Genomic DNA, 19,219 nt, shown 5'->3' with positions numbered 1-19,219 from the left:
CGAAGTTGAAATATAACAGTGCGCACAGATGGCAGGGCCAGCTCAGGGCGTGCGTATCAGACGGGCGGCGAAGAAGCCGTCGAGACCCCGGGCGAGAGGAGCTTCACCAAAACCATCCGCAGGCGTGGTTCGCAGAAAGCCTTCCGGGGTGACGAAGGTGTTGATGCCGGGTATTTCGTCCGGCTTGATCGGATCGAGCGAGACCTCTGACGTTTCAGCAAGAAACGCGTTGAGCATCGCTTCGCCTTCCACAGGATCCAGAGAACAGTTGGAAAAGACGAGCCGGCCGCCGGGTTTAAGCAAGGTGACCGCATGTTCGAGCAGCGCGCGCTGGAGGGCGGCAAGTTTCTCGATGTCTTCCGGTGTCTTGGTCCACGGCACATCAGGATGCCGCCGCACCGTGCCGGTGGACGAACAGGGCGCATCGATGAGGATGGCGTCGAACAGGGTGTCGGGCTCGAACTTGCGAATGTCGGATTCGACGATCTTTGCATCGAGGCGGAGGCGTTTGAGATTTTCGGAAAGCCGCTTGAGCCGGCTTTTCGAAAGGTCGACGGCGGTGACGTCTGCGCCCGCATGAATGAGCTGTGCCGTCTTGCCGCCGGGGGCCGCGCAGAGGTCTGCCACGCGGGTGCCGGCAATGTCGCCGAGCAGTTTCGCGGGCAGGCTGGCGGCTGCGTCCTGCACCCACCACGCCCCTTCCTCGAAGCCCGGCAGCGTGTCGACGCCGGCTTCAAGTTTTGCGATGCGGACAGTGCCTGTGGGCAGGACGATGCCGCCAAGCGCCTCGGCCCAGCGTTGCGGGTCCTGCCTGACGGTGAAGTCCACCGGCGGTTCGAGCCGGTGCATGGCGAGGATGGCGGCGGTCTTTTCCGCGCCATAGGCTTGGTCCAGCCGCTCGGCAAACCAGTCGGGCGCTTCGCGTGTCTGGGCCAGCGCGGCGGGAAGCGCGCGCGCCTTCACGCGAACGAGGTTGCGTAAAACGGCGTTGACGAGGCCGGCAAAGCGGGCAAGGCGCGGGTCGCTTTTCGCCTGTGTTACGGCGAGGTCGACGGCGGCGCTGTCGGGGACATCGAGAAACAGGATTTGCGCCGCGGCGACGTGAAGCGCGTGCGACAGCGCGCGGGCATTGGCGGGCAGGGGGCGCTCCAGACGGCGCGCAAGCAGGGCTTCGATCGTGCTGCGATGGCGCAGCGCACTCATCAGGATAGCGCGAACAAGCGAGCGGTCCCGCGCATCGAGCGCACGGAAATTGGGCTGGCCGTTGGCGGGGTCGGTGAGCCCGTCGAGCGAGGCGTGGGCATCCACCACGGCGGCGAGCAGCTTGGCCGCCACGCGGCGCGTCTCAAGGCCGGGTTTGTCGAGAGACTCGGAGGTGGGACGATTTTCGCCGGTGGTGCGGCGCACTTTGGGGCGGCTCACGACCAAGGGCCTTTGCGCCCATTGGCATCACGACCCCAACGGGGCTCGGATTTCGGCTCGGATTTCGGTTGCGGCCGGGATTCGGGCGCTTCGGTTCGCGCTCCCCATGGACCGTGGTTTTCCTCGCGGGGCTGTGGCTCAGGCGTGGAGCGTATTTCTCCGGCCATCGCCTGAAGCGCGGCGATGCGGTTGTCCGTGTCCGGGTGGGTGGAGAACAGATTGTCCATGCGCTCGCCCGACAGCGGGTTGATGATGAACATGTGCGCGGTTGCGGGGTTGCGCTCGGCATCCTGGTTGACGACCTTCTTGGCGCGCCGGGCGATCTTGTCGAGCGCGGAGGCGAGCCATAGCGGATTGCCACAGATCTCCGCACCACGCCGGTCAGCGGAGTATTCGCGGGTGCGGCTGATCGCCATCTGCACCATCATGGCGGCAAAAGGGGCGACGATCATCGCCACAAGAATGCCGACGAAGCCGAACGGGTTGTTGTTGTCGCGGTTTCCGCCGAAGAACAGGGCAAAATTGCCGAGCATGGAAATCGCGCCGGCGAGCGTCGCGGTGATGGTCATGGTGAGCGTGTCGCGGTTCTGCACATGGGCAAGCTCATGCGCCATGACGCCTGCGACTTCCTCGTAGCTGAGCCGGTCGAGCAGACCTGTGGTGGCGGCCACAGCCGCGTTCTGTGGGTTGCGGCCGGTGGCAAACGCGTTGGGCTGGTCGTTCTGGATGAGATAGACGCGCGGCATGGGAAGGCCGGCACGGGCGGCCAGATCACGCACGATGCCGAAATACTCCGGCGCGTTGCGCTCGTCCACCTCGACGGCATGGTGCATCCGCAACACCATCTTGTCGGCGTTCCAGTAGCTGAAGAGGTTCATGGCCGCAGCGATCACGAAGGCGATCATCATGCCGCCGGTGCCCCCGATCAGATAGCCAACGCCCATGAAGAGCGCCGTCATCACGGCCAGGAGCATCGCGGTGCGTATCATGTTCATCGTTGTCTCAAGCTCCAGAAACAAGGCTGCACCAGCGTATTCCATGGCGCGACCAATCGCTTATATGATGGGGAACGCGCTTCGTGTATTCAATATTTCCCCGTTTTCGAGAGGAATTTGCCGTGAAAGACGAGACGGACAGACAGGCAGAGCAGCCGAAGAAGGTACTGACGCCTGCGGCAAGGCGTGCACTGGCGGAAGCTGAAGAAAGGCGCAAGGCCTATCAGGCCAAGGCTTCCAGAGCGCCGAAGGAGTTGGGCGGACGCGGCGGGCAGGACCCGGCGCGCTATGGCGATTGGGAAGTGAAGGGCATCGCCACCGATTTCTGATCTCAGGTTGCGTATTTCAGAAAAGAGGAATATATTCCTCTTATGCGCCCCCTCATCTCCAGATTTCTGTTTTCACTGTTGTTTGCCTGCGCGCTGATCGCGCAACAGACAGCTTTTGCCGCACGCAGGGACATGATCGCCGGACCGGTCGAGGCGCGTGTCGTGCGTGTGATCGACGGCGATACCTTTGTTGCCGAAGCACATGTCTGGCCTGGGCAGCGCATCACGGTCGGGGTGCGGATTCGCGGTGTTGATGCGCCCGAAATGCGCAGCCGCTGCGCTGCCGAGAAGACTGTGGCACGCGAGGCGAGAAAAGCGCTGGAGCGCCTTTTGGCCGAAGGGGCCGTCTGGATCAGCGACATCAGTGGCGGCAAGTATTACGGGCGCGTGCTTGCCGATGTAGCGACGGAACCGGGCGGCGATGTAGCTTCGCGTCTGCTCGATGCGCAGTTGGTGACGGCCTATGGGGGCGGACGGCGGGTTTCGTTTGTGTGTTAAGGGAGGCAGAGTTGGATCGGTTAGATCGTCAATAAATGCCGCGCATTGTACTGGTCACGCCATTCACGCCGCTCCCAACCGTATCCAAGTCCTTATCGTCAAACTTGCGAAAGGCACCGACAAACAGCGCAACCGTGATCGTTGTTATTGATATGACAGGGGCTACGATCATAGCGACGGAAAGGGCAGGTGTTACAAATACAAATGGGCCCCAGAATATATTGTGCATCATATGCCACAAAGCCAAGGCCATCCCAAATATAACGAGCACTCCGGCGCCGACCGCTACCCATTTTATTATATAGCGTTGCCCTATCTCACGTTTGGAGAGGATTCGAAGAGCGGCTTCAGTCTTTAATAATTCAAATTCAACTTCTTCATGGCGCGCATGCCTTTCCTCATTTCCAGCCTTCAAATCTGGATCAATCGGAGGAATATCATCAGGCATTGGCGGCCTTGTTGTTGAATTCCGAGCGTTTGTGAATGTAGTGCTGCTTGATCAGCTCGTCGGGAATAGGGGCATAATAACCGCCTGTTTTGGTGGCGATGTCCCAGGGGCCACCCTGTATATGCGTCAGGTCGGATAGCGTGAAAGCGTCAAGTTTCCCGTATTTTGTATAGATTTCATCGAGAAATTTTTCATCGCTTGGTTCGATGGGGGCCTCGGACACAGGAATCGGATGAGTAACATTGATGCCTTGGTTTCGGAATGCCCGATATACATCGGGAATTACAGGGCCATACTGCCAAGCCTCAATCCTGTTGAGAAATAGCGGTGCATTCTGTGTTTCCAGATGCCAGCCATGCGCAATATAGGTGAGTTTGAGAAGCGACATGATAGACAAACGCTTCCCGTCTCGCTTGGAGCGGGCAACAAACCAATTAGCAATTTGGCGAGCGTCGTATCCCATCGTTTAGTACCCTAGCATTTGTACCCGTAGATTGGAATGAAATTCAGTCACGCTTTGTACATGGTTCGTTCGAGGCAAAAACAAAAGGCCGTTCCCGAAGGAACGGCCCCGTGTTTTCGAATTCTCACGCGGTCAAGGCTGGGCTGCGAAGGCAGTCCATCCGCGCTTCATGCGCTTCAGCGGGAAGACTGCTCCCCGCGAAGGCAATCCATCGAGACCACGTTTGAACGGAAATCACTCGACATTGGATCACCTCCTTTCGGTTCGTTGACGACACACCCAATGTGGAGGCGATCGTCCGGTTCTGCAAGGGGTGGCACAGAAACACCGCGCGAGAGATGCGCGGCGTTCTGGACTGTCAGCCCTTCTTGTTCTGTCGGTTTTCGACCAGATCCTCGACCACGGCGGGGTCGGCGAGTGTGGACGTATCGCCAAGCGCGCCGTAATCGTCCTCGGCGATCTTGCGCAGGATGCGCCGCATGATCTTGCCCGAACGCGTTTTGGGGAGGCCCGGAGCAAACTGGATCTTGTCGGGCGAGGCGATGGGACCGATCTCGCTGCGCACATGGGCGACGAGCTCTTTCTTGAGATCCTCGGAGCCTTCCTCGCCGGCCATGAGGGTGACGTAGCAGTAGATGCCCTGGCCCTTCACATCGTGCGGGTAGCCGACCACGGCAGCCTCCGACACCTTGTCGTGGCTGACCAGCGCGGATTCCACTTCCGCCGTACCCATGCGGTGGCCAGACACGTTTATGACATCATCCACGCGCCCGGTGATCCAGTAATAGCCGTCCTCATCGCGGCGGCAGCCGTCACCGGTGAAATATTTGCCCTTGTAGCTGGAGAAATAGGTCTGGATGAAGCGCTCATGATCGCCATAAACGGAGCGCATCTGGCCCGGCCAGGAATCCGTGATGCACAGATTGCCGCTGGTCGCGCCTTCCAGAACCTGTCCTTCGCCATCGACGAGCTGTGGCTGGACGCCGAAGAACGGGCGCGTGGCCGATCCGGCCTTGAGGTCCGTCGCCCCAGGAAGCGGCGTGATGAGGATGCCGCCCGTTTCCGTCTGCCACCAGGTGTCGACAATGGGGGATTTCTTGTCGCCGACGACTTTGTAATACCACTCCCAGGCTTCCGGATTGATCGGCTCGCCGACGGAACCCAGAATGCGTAAGGACTTGCGCGAGGCGCGGGAGACGAATTCGTCGCCGGCGCCCATCAGGGCGCGGATCGCGGTGGGGGCAGTGTAGAAGATGTTGACATTGTGCTTGTCGACCACCTGCCAGAAGCGCGAGGCATCCGGATAGTTCGGCACGCCCTCGAACATCAGGGTGATGGCGCCATTGGCGAGCGGTCCGTAGACGATGTAGCTGTGGCCGGTGACCCAGCCCACATCGGCGGTGCACCAGTAAACGTCGCCGTCATGGTAGTCGAAGACATATTCATGCGTCATCGAGGCATAGACGAGGTAGCCGCCCGTCGTGTGCAACACGCCCTTGGGCTTGCCGGTGGAGCCGGAGGTGTAGAGGATGAAAAGCGGGTCTTCTGCCTTCATCTTCTCCGGTTTGCAGTCCGGCTTCGCCTTGGCGGTTTCCTCGTGATACCAGAGATCGCGCCCCTCGGACCAACCGATCTTGCCCGCTGTGCGCTGGACAACCAGCACGTGGCGCACTTTCGCGCCTGCCTTTTCGGCAAGCGCCACGGCCTTGTCGGTGTTTTCCTTGAGCGGGATCTTCTTGCCGCCGCGCAGGCCTTCATCGGCGGTGATGACGAAGTCGGACTGGCAGTCCTCGATGCGGCCGGCAAGTGAATCGGGCGAGAACCCGCCGAACACGACCGAGTGCACCGCGCCGATGCGGGCGCAGGCCAGCATCGCATAGGTGGCTTCCGGGATCATTGGCATGTAGATGGTGACGCGGTCGCCCTTCTTGACGCCGCGCGACTTCATCACATTGGCGAGCCGGCAGACATGCTCGTAAAGCTCGTTATATGTGATTTTCTTGTCGTCATAAGGATTGTCGCCTTCCCAGATGATGGCGGTCTGGTTACCACGCTTCTTCAGATGGCGATCGATGCAATTGTAGGCGACATTGGTGACGCCATCCTCGAACCATTTGATGGACACCTTGCCGTTGAAAGAGGTGTTCTTCACTTTGGTGTAGGGTTTGAACCAGTCGATGCGCTTGCCGTGCTTTTTCCAGAATTTCTCCGGATCCTTGACGCTGTCCTTGTACCACTTCAGATAGGTCTCATCGTCGATGAGCGCGTTTTTCTTCCACGCGGATTTGACGCGGTGAACATGCACTTCGGACATTTTTCCTCCTCCGGATATGCGCTTGCCGGGACTCGACCTGCGTTGTTCAACGCAGCTCCCGCTGGCTCGCGCGCATTATTACCATTCTGCCTTCTGCTACAACATTAGACATTTGGTGGCAGCGGCAGAGCCGGTACAAATTGCATGGACCAGAGCGTTAGCACCGATGGGGTTATGCTGCTAACAATTTGTATTCACACGATAAATTTACGCATGAGTGACGCGATGGCGCTGGACGAAAAATGGCTTTCGCCGCACAATTTCCTCATCCGAAACCTGATTCGGGAAGGAAGCACATGCAGCAGACGGGCGAAATGGAGCTGATGCTCCGGGGGTATGGGCTGACGACAGCGGAGTTTCTCTACCATCTGCCTGATCACCCGACGATCTTGCAGAGTTTTCTATGGCAGCACTACGACACCGCACCGGACTTTCCGGCGCTTTACCGGTTCATCGATTTCTGGAACGAGACGCTGGACGGCCCGCTCCATTCGGTGACCTACACACACCGAAAGCTGATCTCTCCCAGCGAGTGGCGCAGCGTCGCTGGAGAACTCGTTCTGCATTGATGACTGTTGGGGCAGGCCGCTGCCGGACATGAGCCAGACATGAGCCGGACATGAGCCGGACATGGAGCCTCCTCCTCGCTCCATGTCCGGTAGCAGTGCCGGATCAGACGGCAGGAGGGCTGAGACGCGCGAAGGCTTCCTGGCGGCGATAGGGAAAGTAGGGGTAGGCGGCATCGGTGAGGCTTGCCGTATCCAGCCTGGCCACCTGTTCATCAGACAAGGTCCAGCCGATTGCCCCGAGATTCTGGCGAAGCTGCTCCTCGTTGCGGGCACCGATGATGACGGAGGAGACGCTTGGCCGGCGTGTGAGCCAGTTGATTGCCACTTGGGGGACTGATTTCCCGGTTTCGCTGGATAGTTCTTCGAGCGCATCCACCACGCGATAGAGGCGATCCTGATCGACGGGTGGGCCAAAGCTCGCCGTGTCATGCAGGCGGCTGCCCTCGGGCAGGGGCGCGCCACGGCGGATCTTGCCGGTCAGCCGACCCCAGCCAAGCGGGCTCCAGACCAGCGCGCCGACACCCTGATCGAGGCCGAGTGGCATCAATTCCCACTCGTAATCGCGGCCGACCAGCGAATAGTAGACCTGATGGGCGACGTAACGCTGCCAGCCATTCCGCTCCGAGACCGCCAAAGACTTCATGACTTGCCAACCGGAAAAGTTGGACACGCCGAGATAGCGCAGCTTGCCGGCGCTTACGAGCTCATCGAGCGTCGACAACACTTCCTCGACGGGCGTTGCGGCATCGAAGGCGTGGAGTTGCAGGAGGTCGATGTAGTCGGTGCCGAGGCGTTTCAGCGCCGCGTCGACCGTGCGAATGAGGCGTGCGCGCGACGTGCCGGCATCGGACGGTCCCTCGCCCATGGGCAGCGCGGTTTTGGTCGAGATCAGCACCCCATCGCGCCGGCCCCTGATCGCTTCGCCCAGAACCGTTTCGGAAGCGCCGTCTGAATAGACATCCGCCGTATCGAAGAGATTGAGCCCTGCATCGAGGCAGATGTCGATGAGACGGCGGGCTTCATTTGCGTCAGTGGTGCCCCAGGCACCGAACAGGGGGCCAGTGCCGCCGAAGGTCCCCGTGCCAAAACTCAAGACGGGAACCTTGAGGCCCGATGCGCCGAGATTTCTGTATTCCATGGTGTGCTCCTTTGTTGCGAGGAAGGGAGAGTGATGAGTCAGGATGCTGCTGGGTCACAGACGGCTTCCCGCGTGGTGCGGCGGTGCTCCATACGCTGAGCCGTGAAGGCGACGGCGAAGGCTGTGATGGGTACGAGACCGGCGATCCAGATGACGGCGCCAAGACCGGGACCGCGTTCGATCACCAGTCCGCCGAGCCCCGCACCAATCGCATTGCCGAGATTGAATGCGGCGATGTTGAAGGAGGAGGCGAGGCCCTGGCCGGCGCCTTCGGCTTTTTCGAGCACCCACATCTGCAGGGGTGGTACGGTGGCAAAGGCGGCAGTGCCAAACAGGCCGATGGCGATGACGGCGGTGATTTCTTCATGGACGGCGCAGCCCATGGCGAAAAGAACGAGCGAGAGCAGGGCGAGGGAGCCGAGAACGGATTGTGCAAGCCATCGGTCGGCGAACCTACCGCCGAGGAGGTTTCCGGCGATGAGACCGCCGCCGAACACGAGCAGGATGGGCGAGACCGCGCTTTCGGAGAAGCCGGTGATGCGTGTGAGGATTGGCGCGATATAGGTGAAGGCTGCAAACACGCCGACCCAGCTCAGCACCGTTGTCAAAAGACCGAGAAGCACCTGCGGGCGCGCGAGAACTGCAAGCGCGCTTCCGTTGTCTTCCTTGCTGGAAGAACCGTCATCGCGGGGCACCAGGGTGACGATGATCGCCAGCGCCACGAGCCCCACCAGTGTGACCGCCCAGAATGTGGAGCGCCAGCCGAATGCCTGACCAAGCCAGGTGCCGAACGGCACGCCGAGAATGTTTGCCACTGTGAGGCCGGTAAACATGATGGCGATGGCCGAGGCACGTTTTTCTGAAGCAACGAGGCCGGTGGCGACGACGGAGCCGACGCCGAAGAACGAGGCGTGCGCAAACGCTGTCAACACGCGGGCGGCCATCAGTGACCAGTAGTCGGGCGCAAGCGCGCAGGCGAGATTGCCGAGTGTGAAAACGACCATCAGGGCAATCAGCAGGGTCGTGCGGGACCAGCGGCCGGTAAGAGCGCTCAGAATAGGCGCGCCGGCCACTACGCCGAGCGCATAGCCGGAAATGAGGAGGCCGGCAGCGGAAATGCTGACGTTAAGGTCGGCGCTGACCTCAAGAAGCAGTCCCATGATGACGAATTCGGTAACGCCGATACCGAAAGCGCCGGCGGTGAGGGCGTAGAGGGCAAGGGGCATGGCAAAGGCTCGTGTCGTCGCGAATGCGAGATTGGAATTGCGTTGCTTCCTTACATGGACCTCTTGCGATTGATGATTTAGACTTCGAGAAATAAAATCATCTTGGAATTGAAATCACAGATGGCGCGTATCGAAGTAAACCGCTCAGGAGAGATCGAGGTTTTCGTGCGGGTGGTGGAGCTGGAGAGTTTCTCCGCCGCCGCGCGCGATCTGAAGATGACGCCGTCCGCAGTCAGCAAGCTGGTGGCCCGCCTTGAGGCCCGGCTGGGAACGCGGCTTCTGCGCCGCTCCACGCGCCGGCTCCAGCTCACCCCAGAAGGGAGCGCATTCTTTCAAAGCGGCGTGCGCATTCTGGCGGACATCCAGGCGGCAGAGCAGGAAGCAGCGGCAGGTGCCGCGCCCCGCGGGCGCTTGAGGGTCAACTCGAACGTGCCGTTCGGCCAGAACCGGCTGATCCCGCTTTTGCCCGAATTCGCGGCCCGTTATCCGGACGTGGCTGTCGATCTGGTTTTGACGGATCGGGTGGTCGATTTGTTCGAGGAGAGGGCGGATGTTGCCATACGCGCCGGGGCACTGGCCGAATCGAGCCTCATCGCGCGCAAGCTCGGAGAGAGCCGCATGGTCGTGGTGGCTGCGCCCTCCTATCTTGAAGCGCACGGTCGGCCGGAGGCTCCCGCCGATCTTGCTGGCCATGCGCTTCTGGGTTTCTGTTTTTCGCGCATCCATGAAGGGTGGCCGTTCATCGGCGAAAACGGTGAGAAGATCAGTGTCCTCCCCGCTGGCGGGACATTGGTAAGCGATGGAGAGGCCATGCGGCTGATGGCCCTGGCGGGCACTGGCATCGCCCGTCACGCCCGCTGGCATGTCCAGCCCGACATTGATGCAGGGCGGCTTGTGACGCTCCTGGAGAATTTCAACCCGGGAGACCTGGAGGGCGTCCATGCGGTCTATGTCGGGCAGGGAAAATTTTTGCCGGCGCGTGTGCGCGCCTTTCTCGATTTTCTCGCAGAGAAGGTGCAGATAGGCTAAGCGGCGCTCATCTTTGTGCCTATATTCCTACTCCTTCTGCGGTGATGTAGATTGTTTGCCCAAACAGGTTGCGGCGGAACCGGGTTCGCTGTGAGTTCGGTTGCCGCGTGTCGTGGCGGAAGGGGCAGCAATGAACGGGCTTGCGAGAGTTTGCTGGATTACGGCTCCGCTTTATGCGGTTCTTGAAATGGTTTTCGGAATTTACATGTCGGCGTCGGGTGATCACACCCTCTCCCCGGCGCATGGGCATCTGAACCTCCTGGGTTGGGTGACGATAGCGCTTTATGGCGCGTTCTACACGCTGGTGCCGGAGGCGGCAGCGAGCCGGCTTGCCAAGCTGCAGGTGCTGATCGCGCAGCTTGGGGTGATTGTCATCGTTCCGGGCATCGTTTTCGCGATTTCGGGAACAGGCGAGGGGCTGGCGAAAGCGGGATCGGTGCTTATCCTGCTTTCCGCGCTGCTTTTTCTGGTGATCGTGGTGCGTGGGACGGGCCGGTCGGCGGCAGGCGCCTGATATTTCAGCGCGCGCCGAAGATAGCCGATCCGACGCGCACGCTGGTGGCACCGAAGGCGATCGCTTTCTCGAAGTCGCTGGACATGCCCATGGAGCATTTCTCGAGGCCTGCCTCGGTGGCGAGTTTCTTCAGCAGTGCGAAATGCGGGCCAGGGTTTTCATCAAGCGGGGGGATGCACATCAGCCCTTCGATGGCGAGGCCGTATTCCTCGCGGCAATGTTTGACGAAGGTGACGGCCTGGCGCGGATCGATGCCGGCTTTCTGTTCTTCGAGGCCGGTGTTGACCTGGACATAAAGACGCGGGCGCCGGTCCTGCTTTTTCATCTCGGCTGAAAGCGCACGGGCGATTTTTTCGCGGTCGATGCTCTCGATCACGTCGAAAAGGGCAACGGCATCGGCGGCCTTGTTGGACTGGAGCGGGCCGATGAGGCGCAGTTCGATATCTGAATGCGCTTCTTTCAGCGCGGGCCATTTGCCCTGGGCTTCCTGGACGCGGTTTTCGCCGAACACACGCTGACCGGCCTCGATGACCGGGCGGATCTGATCTGCATCGAACGTCTTGGAAACGGCGACCAGCGTGACACTTTCGCCGGACCGGCGGGCGGCCTTCTCCGCGGCTGCGATCTTCGCTTTGACATCCTGCAGATTCTCGACGGCGTGGCTCATCGGTTCGCTGATCCCTCTTCCAAAAAAGCCTCTTGGAGTTGACGCTTCGGCGAAACCATGGTGAAGGTCCGCCAACATCATTTCCGCTTCTTATCTTGTGAAAATCCGGCCATGGCAACCGAACGTTACAATCCCCGTGTCGCAGAACCCCGCTGGCAGAAAGCCTGGGACGAGGCAAAGCTGTTCGAAGCCAGCAATGATGACGGGCGGCCAAAATACTATGTGCTCGAGATGTTTCCCTATCCATCCGGGCGCATTCACATCGGCCACACGCGCAATTACACGATGGGCGACGTGGTCGCGCGCTACAAGCGCGCCAAGGGCTACAATGTTCTGCACCCGATGGGCTGGGACGCGTTCGGCATGCCGGCGGAAAACGCGGCGATGCAGAACAAGGTGCATCCCAAGGAGTGGACCTATCAGAACATCGCGGTAATGCGCGATCAGCTGAAGACCTTCGGACTGTCGCTCGACTGGAGCCGTGAGTTCGCGACCTGCGACGTGGACTATTACCACCGCCAGCAGATGCTTTTTGTCGACTTCTTCGAGAAGGGGCTGGTGACGCGCAAGACCTCCAAGGTCAACTGGGACCCGGTGGACCAGACCGTGCTTGCCAATGAGCAGGTGATCGACGGTCGCGGCTGGCGTTCCGGCGCGGAAGTGGAACAGCGTGAGCTGGCGCAGTGGTTCTTCAAGATCACCGACTATGCGCAGGACCTGGTCGACGCCATCGACGATCTCGACCAGTGGCCGGAGAAGGTGCGCCTTATGCAGCGCAACTGGATCGGCCGTTCGGAAGGCATGCTGATCCGCTGGGCGCTGGCGGCAGACACGGCGCCTGAGGGCGAAACCGAGCTGGAGGTCTACACGACCCGGCCCGACACGCTGTTTGGCGCATCCTTCATGGCGATTGCCGCCGATCATCCGCTGGCGAAGAAGCTGGCTGCCGAGAATGCGCAGCTTGCCGCGTTCTGCGAAGAATGCCGTCGCATGGGCACATCCGCGGCGGCGCTGGAGACGGCGGAGAAGAAGGGCTTCGATACCGGTGTGCGCGTGCGTCATCCCTTCGATCCGGAATGGACCCTGCCGGTCTATGTGGCCAATTTCGTGCTGATGGACTACGGCACGGGCGCGATCTTCGGCTGCCCCTCGGGTGACCAGCGCGACCTGGACTTCGCCAACAAATACGGCCTGCCGGTGACGCCGGTGGTGATGCCGGAGGGCGCGGATGCCGCGACCTTCCAGATCACGGAAGAGGCCTATACGGATGACGGCGTGATGATCAATTCGCGCTTCCTCGACGGCATGAAGCCGAAGGCGGCGTTCGAGGAGGTGGCAAAGCGCCTTTCCTCGGAGACGATCAATGGCCGCCCGATGGGCGAGCGCAAGGTGAATTTCCGCCTGCGCGACTGGGGCGTTTCGCGCCAGCGCTACTGGGGCTGCCCGATCCCGATGATCCACTGCGACGATTGCGGTGTCGTACCGGTGCCGAAAGCCGACATGCCGGTCAAGCTGCCCGACGATATCGAGTTCGACCGTCCCGGCAATCCGCTGGACAGGCATCCGACCTGGAAGCATGTGAAGTGCCCGAAATGCGGTGGGGATGCGCGGCGCGAGACGGACACGATGGACACGTTTGTCGATTCGTCCTGGTATTTCGCGCGTTTCACCGCGCCGTGGGAGAATGACCCGACCGATCCGAAGGCCGCAAATGAATGGCTGCCTGTCGACCAGTATATCGGCGGCATCGAGCATGCGATCCTGCACCTGCTCTATTCGCGCTTCTTTGCCCGCGCTATGAGCGCGACTGGCCATCTCGACGTGGCCGAGCCCTTCAAAGGCCTCTTCACGCAAGGCATGGTGGTGCACGAGACCTATCGTGCCGAAGATGGCCGCTGGCTGGCGCCGAATGAGGTGGAGATCACCGGCTCCGGCGATGGCCGCAAGGCTGTGGAAATCGCTACGGGCGGGCCCGCATCCATCGGCTCGCTCGAAAAGATGTCGAAGTCGAAGAAGAACACGGTGAGCCCAGAGGACATCATCGAGTCCTTCGGCGCGGATACCGCACGCTGGTTCATGCTGTCCGATTCCCCGCCCGAGCGCGATGTGGAATGGACGGATGATGGCGCGACCGGCGCGCATCGCTTTGTGCAGCGTGTGTGGCGTCTGGTTTCCGAAGCTGCCGACCATGTGCGGGGTGTGACACCCAAGCCTGCACATGAGGGTGCGGCGGTTGCGGCCTCAAAAGCGGCGCATAAGGCTTTGAAGGCCGTGGGCGAGGACATTGAAAAGCTGGCGTTCAACCGCGCCATCGCGCGCGTCCATCAACTCGTCAACGACCTGCAGGAGCCGCTATCGGCGCTGACGGGCGCGGATGATGTTGCGAAGGCCACTGCGCGCGAAGCGGTGGAAATTCTCATTCATCTGGTTGCTCCCTTCATGCCACATCTGGCCGAAGAATGCTGGGCCGAGATCGGTGGAGAGGGGTTGGTTGCAGCCAGCGCCTGGCCGACCTTCGATCCCGCACTTGTGGTGGACAATGAAATCGTTCTGCCCGTTCAGATCAACGGAAAGAAGCGTGGTGATTTGACAATTGCGCGCGACGCAGATCAATCTGCCGTCGAAGATGCGGTGCTTCAGCTCGACTTCGTCCAGAAGGCGCTGAACGGCTCGCAGCCACGTAAGGTGATCGTCGTCCCGCAGCGGATCGTCAATATCGTTGCATGATGTGGTGGGGCGTCGATTGATGCTGTTTGGAAAACAGGGGGAAAGCTTGAACCCGACGTTTCGCGTTTCGCTTCTGGCCGGTCTGGCTCTCTCATTGGCTGTGGCCTCTGGCTGCACCGTACGCCCCCTGATGGCGACGCCGGATGTGACGCCTGGAGGCCTCGCCTCCTCGCCGGCCCTGTCCTCCATCGCGATTGCACCGGTTGACACGCGATATGCTCAGGAGGTGCGAAACCACTTGATCTTCCTTCTAAATGGTGGTGCCGGGCAACCCGCGAGCGCGCGCTATACGCTTGATCTGGCGGTCACGCGGACAAGCTCTGCAGCGGCGCGCGTTCAGGTGCGCACCGACAATGAACCGACCTCCAGCCTTCTGACCATGACGGCACGCTACACGCTCAAGGACAGCGGCACCGGACAGGTGGTCGCTAATGGGCAGCGGCAGATCTCGTCGGCCTATGACGTGCCGCGGCAGGAGTTCGCGTCGCTACGTGCCGAGCGCGATGCCGAGAACCGCGCCGCCCGTGAACTTGCCGAACAATTGCGCCTGGCGTTGGGACAGGATCTCGCACGGTCTGGTAACGGTTCATAACCGTGGGCTTTCAAGCTTGTGATTTCGTTGCAAATGGACGCTGTAATCTTGCATTCGTGTCATTGCGTCGTCACAGTATTCGGTGAAACAGCCTGTGAGGCGTGATCTCTGAATGTTGCCCTATTTTCGTGGAAGGTCATCTTCCGGCAAGACGAAGGAGCGGGATGACGGTCATGACCAAAACCGAAATGCTTCAGGGAGCAGTTCGTCCATGGCTTTGAACACGACGCTGACATCGGTGGCTGCAGTTCTCGGCAGCCGGGTCCTGGGCCGCGATGTCTACGCTCCCGAAACCCCTCATGTCGTTGATCAGCTGATTGCCGAACGCACCACGCATCTTTCGCAGAACATGCTGTGGCCGCTGGCGCAGCCTTTTCTCTACCGCTTCCTGCATTATCGGCAGGCCGTGGTCATGGCCGACGAGGTGGCCGAACTGTCTGGCTGGGAGGCTTTCGCCTATATCAGTCGGCTTCTTTCGCTGGAAATCTCGGCGAGTGGGCTGGAGAATATTCCGGCCAAGGGTGGTTTCATTCTTGCACCGAATCATCCGACGGGCATTGCCGACGGTATTGCCGTCTACGACATGATGAAGACTGTTCGCCCGGATATGGCATTTTTTGCCAATCGGGATGCGCTGCGTGTCAACACGCGCTTCCGCGACCTCATCATTCCGGTGGAATGGCGGGCGGGTGAAAAATCCCATGCCAAGAGCCGCGATACACTGGAAATGACCGCCAAGGCGTTCAATGCCGAAAAGGCCATCGTCCTATTTCCCTCGGGGCGAATCGCTTTCTGGAACAAGGACAAGCTGACGGAACGCCCCTGGCAGCCCTCCATTGTCGCATTGGCGCGGCGCTATCAGGTGCCGGTCATTCCCATGAACATGACGGCGCGCAATTCGGGGCTCTTCTACCTTCTGTCGCGTTATTCGAACGAGTTGCGTGACATGACGCTTTTTCACGAGCTTCTGAACAAGAAGGGGCGCGCGATCAACATGGTGATCGGCAAGCCCATCGCACCCGAAGCGCTGGGCGAGGGTGAGCCGGCGGACGTGGCAGCGCGTCTTCAGGAACACACGGTGGATCGGCTGCGCGAAGACCCGGACGCGACCTTTTAGGATTTGCGGCGAGCGTGCCGATTGGCGTGCGACGGTAATATCATTTTTCGGAGAAGAGTGGCGCGCCTGCCGTTAATGCTGGCGCTTTGCCCCTCATTCTGACCTTCTCCCCATGGGCGGGGAGAAGGGTTTCGATGCTGGTGTTCTTTCTGCACCGATGTTTCGAGCGCGAAGAGCCTCAGCCGATCTTCTGGCCGGTCTTGGCCCAGTCGGCGAGGAATGCTTCCAGGCCCTTGTCGGTGAGCGGATGCTTGACCAGCGCCTTCAAAACGGACGGCGGCACGGTTGCCACGTCGGAGCCGATCAGGGCGGCCTGTTTCACGTGGTTCACGGTGCGGATGGAGGCTGCGAGGATCTCGGTGCCGAAATCGTAATTGTCGTAGATGGTGCGGATTTCGGCGATCAGGTCCATGCCATCGATGCCCATGTCGTCGAGACGGCCGATGAAGGGCGAGATGAAGGTCGCGCCGGCCTTGGCAGCGAGCAGCGCCTGATTGGCCGAGAAGCAGAGGGTGACGTTGACGAGACGGCCCGAAGAGGTGATCGCCTTGCACGCACGCAGACCGTCCATGGTGAGCGGCACCTTGATGCAGATGTTGTCCGCGATCTTGGAAAGAACTTCTGCCTCTTTCATCATGCCATCGAAGTCGGTCGCGGTAACTTCCGCGGAAACCGGGCCCTCGACGATGTCGCAGATTTCCTTGGTCACTTCCATGATGTCGCGGCCGGACTTCATGATCAGCGACGGGTTCGTGGTGACACCATCGAGCAGACCGGTATCGCTCAACTCGCGGATTTCATTGACGTCGGCGGTATCGACGAAGAACTTCATGGCAAACTCCTTAGGCAGTCCGAAGGCGGGGATTGAGAGGATGGGGTTACATCCTCCATATGTTCGGTCTTTGCTCTAATGCAAGAACAGGGCAAGGTCACGCCCGATGACAAAAGATTCGCCAATGAGTTCCGTCGTGCCGGTCATGGTGCCAATGCCGGCCGAGCGACCCTACTCCTACGCGGTGCCCGAGGGCCTGCGCGTGGAGCCGGGCTCGATCGTGCGCGTGCCGCTGGGCCCGCGCGAGGTGGCGGGGATTGTCTGGGACGGGCCGGGCGAGGCGGTGGCGGCGAATAGGCTTCGGGCGATTGCCGAAGTTTTCGACTGCCCTCCGATTCCCGAAGAGATGCGTCGTTTCGTCGACTGGGTGGCAAGCTACACGCTTTCGCCGCCGGGCATGGTGGCGCGGATGCTGTTGCGTGCGCCGGCGGCGTTCGATCCCGAGTCGCCGACGGAAGGGCTGCGGCTGGTGGAGGGGGCGGGGCCTGACCGGATGACGGCAGCGCGCGAGCGTGTTCTGGAAATGGCCGCCGACGGCCAGGCCTGGACAAAAGCCGGGCTTGCCCATGCATCCGGCGTCTCATCCAGCGTGATCGAGGGGCTGCGTTCGCAGGGCGTGTTCGAGACGGTCTCGATCCCGCCGCGTCCTCTTGTGGCCGCGCCTGATCCGACATTCGGACGCGCGACGCTGACCGACGGGCAGGCCGAAGCGGCCCAACGCCTGCGCGAAAAGGCCGGCACCGATGCTTTCAGCGTAACGCTGCTCGACGGTGTGACGGGCTCGGGCAAGACGGAAGTCTATTTCGAAGCGGTGGCGGCGGCGCTGGAGCGCGGCAAGCAGGTGCTGATCCTGATCCCCGAAATTGCGCTGACGCAGGCATTCCTCGAACGCTTTCACGACCGGTTCGGTGCGAAGCCCGCCGAATGGCACTCCGACCTTGCGCCGAAAAAGCGCGAGCGGGTGTGGCGGCAGGTGGCGGAGGGGCAATTGCGTGTGGTGGCTGGTGCGCGCTCGGCGCTTTTCCTGCCCTTTCGCGAGCTTGGCCTGATCGTCATCGATGAGGAACACGACCCCGCCTACAAGCAGGAAGACCGGGTCTTCTACAATGCGCGCGACATGGGCGTGGTGCGTGGACACATTGGCGGATTTCCGGTGGTGCTTGCGTCTGCAACGCCATCGCTCGAAAGCCGGGTCAATGCCAATCAGGGGCGCTATGAGCGGATCGTGCTGTCCTCGCGCTTTGCCGATGCGGCGCTGCCGGATCTGGCCACGATCGACATGCGCAAGGCGGCGCCAGAGCGCGGCGGCTTTCTCTCCCCGGTGCTGATCGAGGAGATGAAGAAGACGCTGGCACGGGGCGAGCAATCGCTTCTGTTTCTCAACCGGCGCGGCTATGCACCGCTGACGCTGTGCCGGGTGTGCGGGCATCGCTTCCAGTGTCCGGATTGTTCGAGCTGGCTGGTTGAGCACCGTTTTCGCCGCCAGCTTGTGTGCCATCACTGCGGCTACAATGAGCCACGGCCGGAAGCCTGCCCCGAATGCGGCACGCTCGATCATCTGGTGGCCTGCGGGCCCGGTGTGGAGCGCATTACCGAAGAGGTGGACCAGCTTTTCCCCGATGCGCGCACGATCATGCTCTCCTCCGACATGATGGGGGGCGTGAAGCGGTTGCGGCTGGAACTGGAAGCCATTGCGAAAGGTGAAGCCGACATCATCATCGGCACGCAGCTTGTGGCCAAGGGGCATAATTTTCCCGGTATGACGCTGGTGGGTGTGATCGATGCGGACCTTGGCCTCGCCAATGGCGACCCGCGCGCAGCCGAACGCACCTTTCAGCTTCTGGCGCAGGTGACCGGGCGTGCCGGGCGCACCGGACGCAAGAGTCTCGGTCTCCTTCAGACCTATCAGCCCGAGCACCCGGTGATGCGAGCGATCGTGACGGGTGATGCCGAAGCGTTTTATGAGCGCGAGACGGGTGAACGCGAACGGGCGGGGCTTCCCCCCTTCGGTCGTCTGGCCGGTATCATCGTGAGTGCTGCCACGCGCCAGGAGGCCGAAAGCCATGCGCGGGCCCTGCGACAGGCAGCACCCCGCGCCGATGAGGTGGACGTGCTCGGTCCGGCAGAGGCGCCGCTGGCGCTGGTCGCCGGGCGGCACCGGTTTCGGCTTCTGGTGCATGGCGCGCGCCGAGCGGACATTCAGGGATTTCTGCGCGACATGATCAAGGCGGGGCCGAAGCCGCGCGGCTCGGTGCGGGTGCAGGTGGACGTCGACCCGCAGAGTTTTCTGTGAAGTGTGGCTGGCGCACTATGCCGTCCGGGGGTTGAAACAGGATAAG

At 61.2% G+C, this 19,219-nt stretch carries 18 protein-coding genes; 9 read left to right on the top strand and 9 right to left on the bottom strand.

Annotated elements, in window-relative coordinates:
• Window positions 1-42: 42 nt before the first annotated feature.
• Together KW403_RS06735 and htpX are read right to left on the bottom strand one after the other, a co-directional pair.
• The gene (locus tag KW403_RS06735) at window positions 43-1,422 is read right to left on the bottom strand and encodes an RsmB/NOP family class I SAM-dependent RNA methyltransferase (RefSeq protein ID WP_223021954.1); all 1,380 of its coding nucleotides are present in this window, start codon (window positions 1,420-1,422) and stop codon (window positions 43-45) included.
• Window positions 1,419-2,417 carry a zinc metalloprotease HtpX gene (htpX, locus tag KW403_RS06730; protein ID WP_223021953.1) on the bottom strand — a complete coding sequence of 333 codons (999 nt, stop codon included), beginning with the start codon at window positions 2,415-2,417 and terminating at the stop codon, window positions 1,419-1,421. The genes KW403_RS06735 and htpX overlap by 4 nt, the downstream gene beginning before the upstream one ends.
• Before the next feature lie 122 nt (window positions 2,418-2,539).
• Here htpX and KW403_RS06725 point away from each other — a divergent pair, with 122 nt between their 5' ends.
• The gene (locus KW403_RS06725; RefSeq protein WP_223021952.1) at window positions 2,540-2,746 is read left to right on the top strand and encodes a DUF1674 domain-containing protein; all 207 of its coding nucleotides are present in this window, start codon (window positions 2,540-2,542) and stop codon (window positions 2,744-2,746) included.
• 42 nt (window positions 2,747-2,788) lie between these two features.
• Window positions 2,789-3,244 (top strand): thermonuclease family protein, encoded by a 456-nt coding sequence (locus KW403_RS06720; RefSeq protein ID WP_223021951.1) that lies wholly within the window; start codon window positions 2,789-2,791, stop codon window positions 3,242-3,244.
• Window positions 3,245-3,272: 28 nt separating this feature from the next.
• Here KW403_RS06720 and KW403_RS06715 read toward each other — a convergent pair whose 3' ends face one another.
• The 3 genes from KW403_RS06715 to acs all read right to left on the bottom strand — a co-directional run bounded on the left by KW403_RS06715 (window position 3,273) and on the right by acs (window position 6,469).
• Window positions 3,273-3,692 carry a hypothetical protein gene (locus KW403_RS06715; protein ID WP_223021950.1) on the bottom strand — a complete coding sequence of 140 codons (420 nt, stop codon included), beginning with the start codon at window positions 3,690-3,692 and terminating at the stop codon, window positions 3,273-3,275.
• Window positions 3,685-4,155 carry a Panacea domain-containing protein gene (locus KW403_RS06710; protein ID WP_223021949.1) on the bottom strand — a complete coding sequence of 157 codons (471 nt, stop codon included), beginning with the start codon at window positions 4,153-4,155 and terminating at the stop codon, window positions 3,685-3,687. Before KW403_RS06710 ends, KW403_RS06715 begins: the two co-directional genes overlap by 8 nt.
• Window positions 4,156-4,513: 358 nt before the next feature.
• On the bottom strand, window positions 4,514-6,469 hold the full coding sequence (gene acs, locus KW403_RS06705; RefSeq protein ID WP_223021948.1) for an acetate--CoA ligase: 1,956 nt from the start codon (window positions 6,467-6,469) through the stop codon (window positions 4,514-4,516).
• Between the two features lie 296 nt (window positions 6,470-6,765).
• On the opposite strand from acs, the gene KW403_RS06700 reads away from it, so the two are divergent.
• Window positions 6,766-7,038, top strand: coding sequence for an usg protein (locus tag KW403_RS06700; RefSeq protein ID WP_223021947.1), 273 nt, complete (start codon window positions 6,766-6,768; stop codon window positions 7,036-7,038).
• A gap of 103 nt (window positions 7,039-7,141) precedes the next feature.
• Here the strand turns inward: KW403_RS06700 and KW403_RS06695 are convergent, their stop codons facing one another.
• Window positions 7,142-8,176 (bottom strand): aldo/keto reductase, encoded by a 1,035-nt coding sequence (locus tag KW403_RS06695; protein ID WP_223021946.1) that lies wholly within the window; start codon window positions 8,174-8,176, stop codon window positions 7,142-7,144.
• A gap of 38 nt (window positions 8,177-8,214) precedes the next feature.
• Entirely contained in the window at window positions 8,215-9,402 is a 1,188-nt protein-coding gene (locus tag KW403_RS06690) for an MFS transporter (RefSeq protein WP_223021945.1), read from the bottom strand.
• A 120-nt stretch (window positions 9,403-9,522) separates the two neighbouring features.
• Here KW403_RS06690 and KW403_RS06685 point away from each other — a divergent pair, with 120 nt between their 5' ends.
• Both KW403_RS06685 and KW403_RS06680 read left to right on the top strand, forming a co-directional pair.
• Entirely contained in the window at window positions 9,523-10,431 is a 909-nt protein-coding gene (locus KW403_RS06685) for a LysR family transcriptional regulator (protein WP_223021944.1), read from the top strand.
• 130 nt (window positions 10,432-10,561) lie between these two features.
• A complete protein-coding gene (locus KW403_RS06680) occupies window positions 10,562-10,945 on the top strand; it encodes a hypothetical protein (RefSeq protein ID WP_223021943.1) in 384 nt (127 codons plus the stop codon).
• Between the two features lie 4 nt (window positions 10,946-10,949).
• Here the strand turns inward: KW403_RS06680 and KW403_RS06675 are convergent, their stop codons facing one another.
• Window positions 10,950-11,612, bottom strand: a complete 663-nt coding sequence (locus tag KW403_RS06675; RefSeq protein WP_223021942.1) for a YggS family pyridoxal phosphate-dependent enzyme — start codon at window positions 11,610-11,612, stop codon at window positions 10,950-10,952.
• Between the two features lie 111 nt (window positions 11,613-11,723).
• Between KW403_RS06675 and leuS the strand changes: the two genes are divergently transcribed.
• The 3 genes from leuS (at window position 11,724) to KW403_RS06660 (ending at window position 16,048) form a co-directional block, all read left to right on the top strand.
• Window positions 11,724-14,339, top strand: coding sequence for a leucine--tRNA ligase (gene leuS, locus KW403_RS06670; RefSeq protein WP_223021941.1), 2,616 nt, complete (start codon window positions 11,724-11,726; stop codon window positions 14,337-14,339).
• Between the two features lie 46 nt (window positions 14,340-14,385).
• Window positions 14,386-14,931, top strand: a complete 546-nt coding sequence (gene lptE, locus KW403_RS06665; protein ID WP_246637913.1) for an LPS assembly lipoprotein LptE — start codon at window positions 14,386-14,388, stop codon at window positions 14,929-14,931.
• 211 nt (window positions 14,932-15,142) lie between these two features.
• Window positions 15,143-16,048: a GNAT family N-acetyltransferase gene (locus tag KW403_RS06660; RefSeq protein ID WP_223021939.1), complete on the top strand. Its 906-nt coding sequence runs from the start codon at window positions 15,143-15,145 to the stop codon at window positions 16,046-16,048.
• 178 nt (window positions 16,049-16,226) lie between these two features.
• Here KW403_RS06660 and fsa read toward each other — a convergent pair whose 3' ends face one another.
• Complete coding sequence (gene fsa, locus KW403_RS06655) at window positions 16,227-16,880, bottom strand: fructose-6-phosphate aldolase (RefSeq protein ID WP_223021938.1); 654 nt, start codon at window positions 16,878-16,880, stop codon at window positions 16,227-16,229.
• Window positions 16,881-16,986: 106 nt separating this feature from the next.
• Between fsa and KW403_RS06650 the strand changes: the two genes are divergently transcribed.
• Entirely contained in the window at window positions 16,987-19,173 is a 2,187-nt protein-coding gene (locus KW403_RS06650; protein ID WP_223021937.1) for a primosomal protein N', read from the top strand.
• Window positions 19,174-19,219: the final 46 nt, after the last annotated feature.

Source organism: Nitratireductor kimnyeongensis, from assembly GCF_019891395.1.
GTDB lineage: Bacteria > Pseudomonadota > Alphaproteobacteria > Rhizobiales > Rhizobiaceae > Nitratireductor > Nitratireductor kimnyeongensis.
The sequence above is the reverse complement of the archived record's forward strand: the minus strand, read 5'-3'. Positions and strand labels throughout refer to the sequence as shown.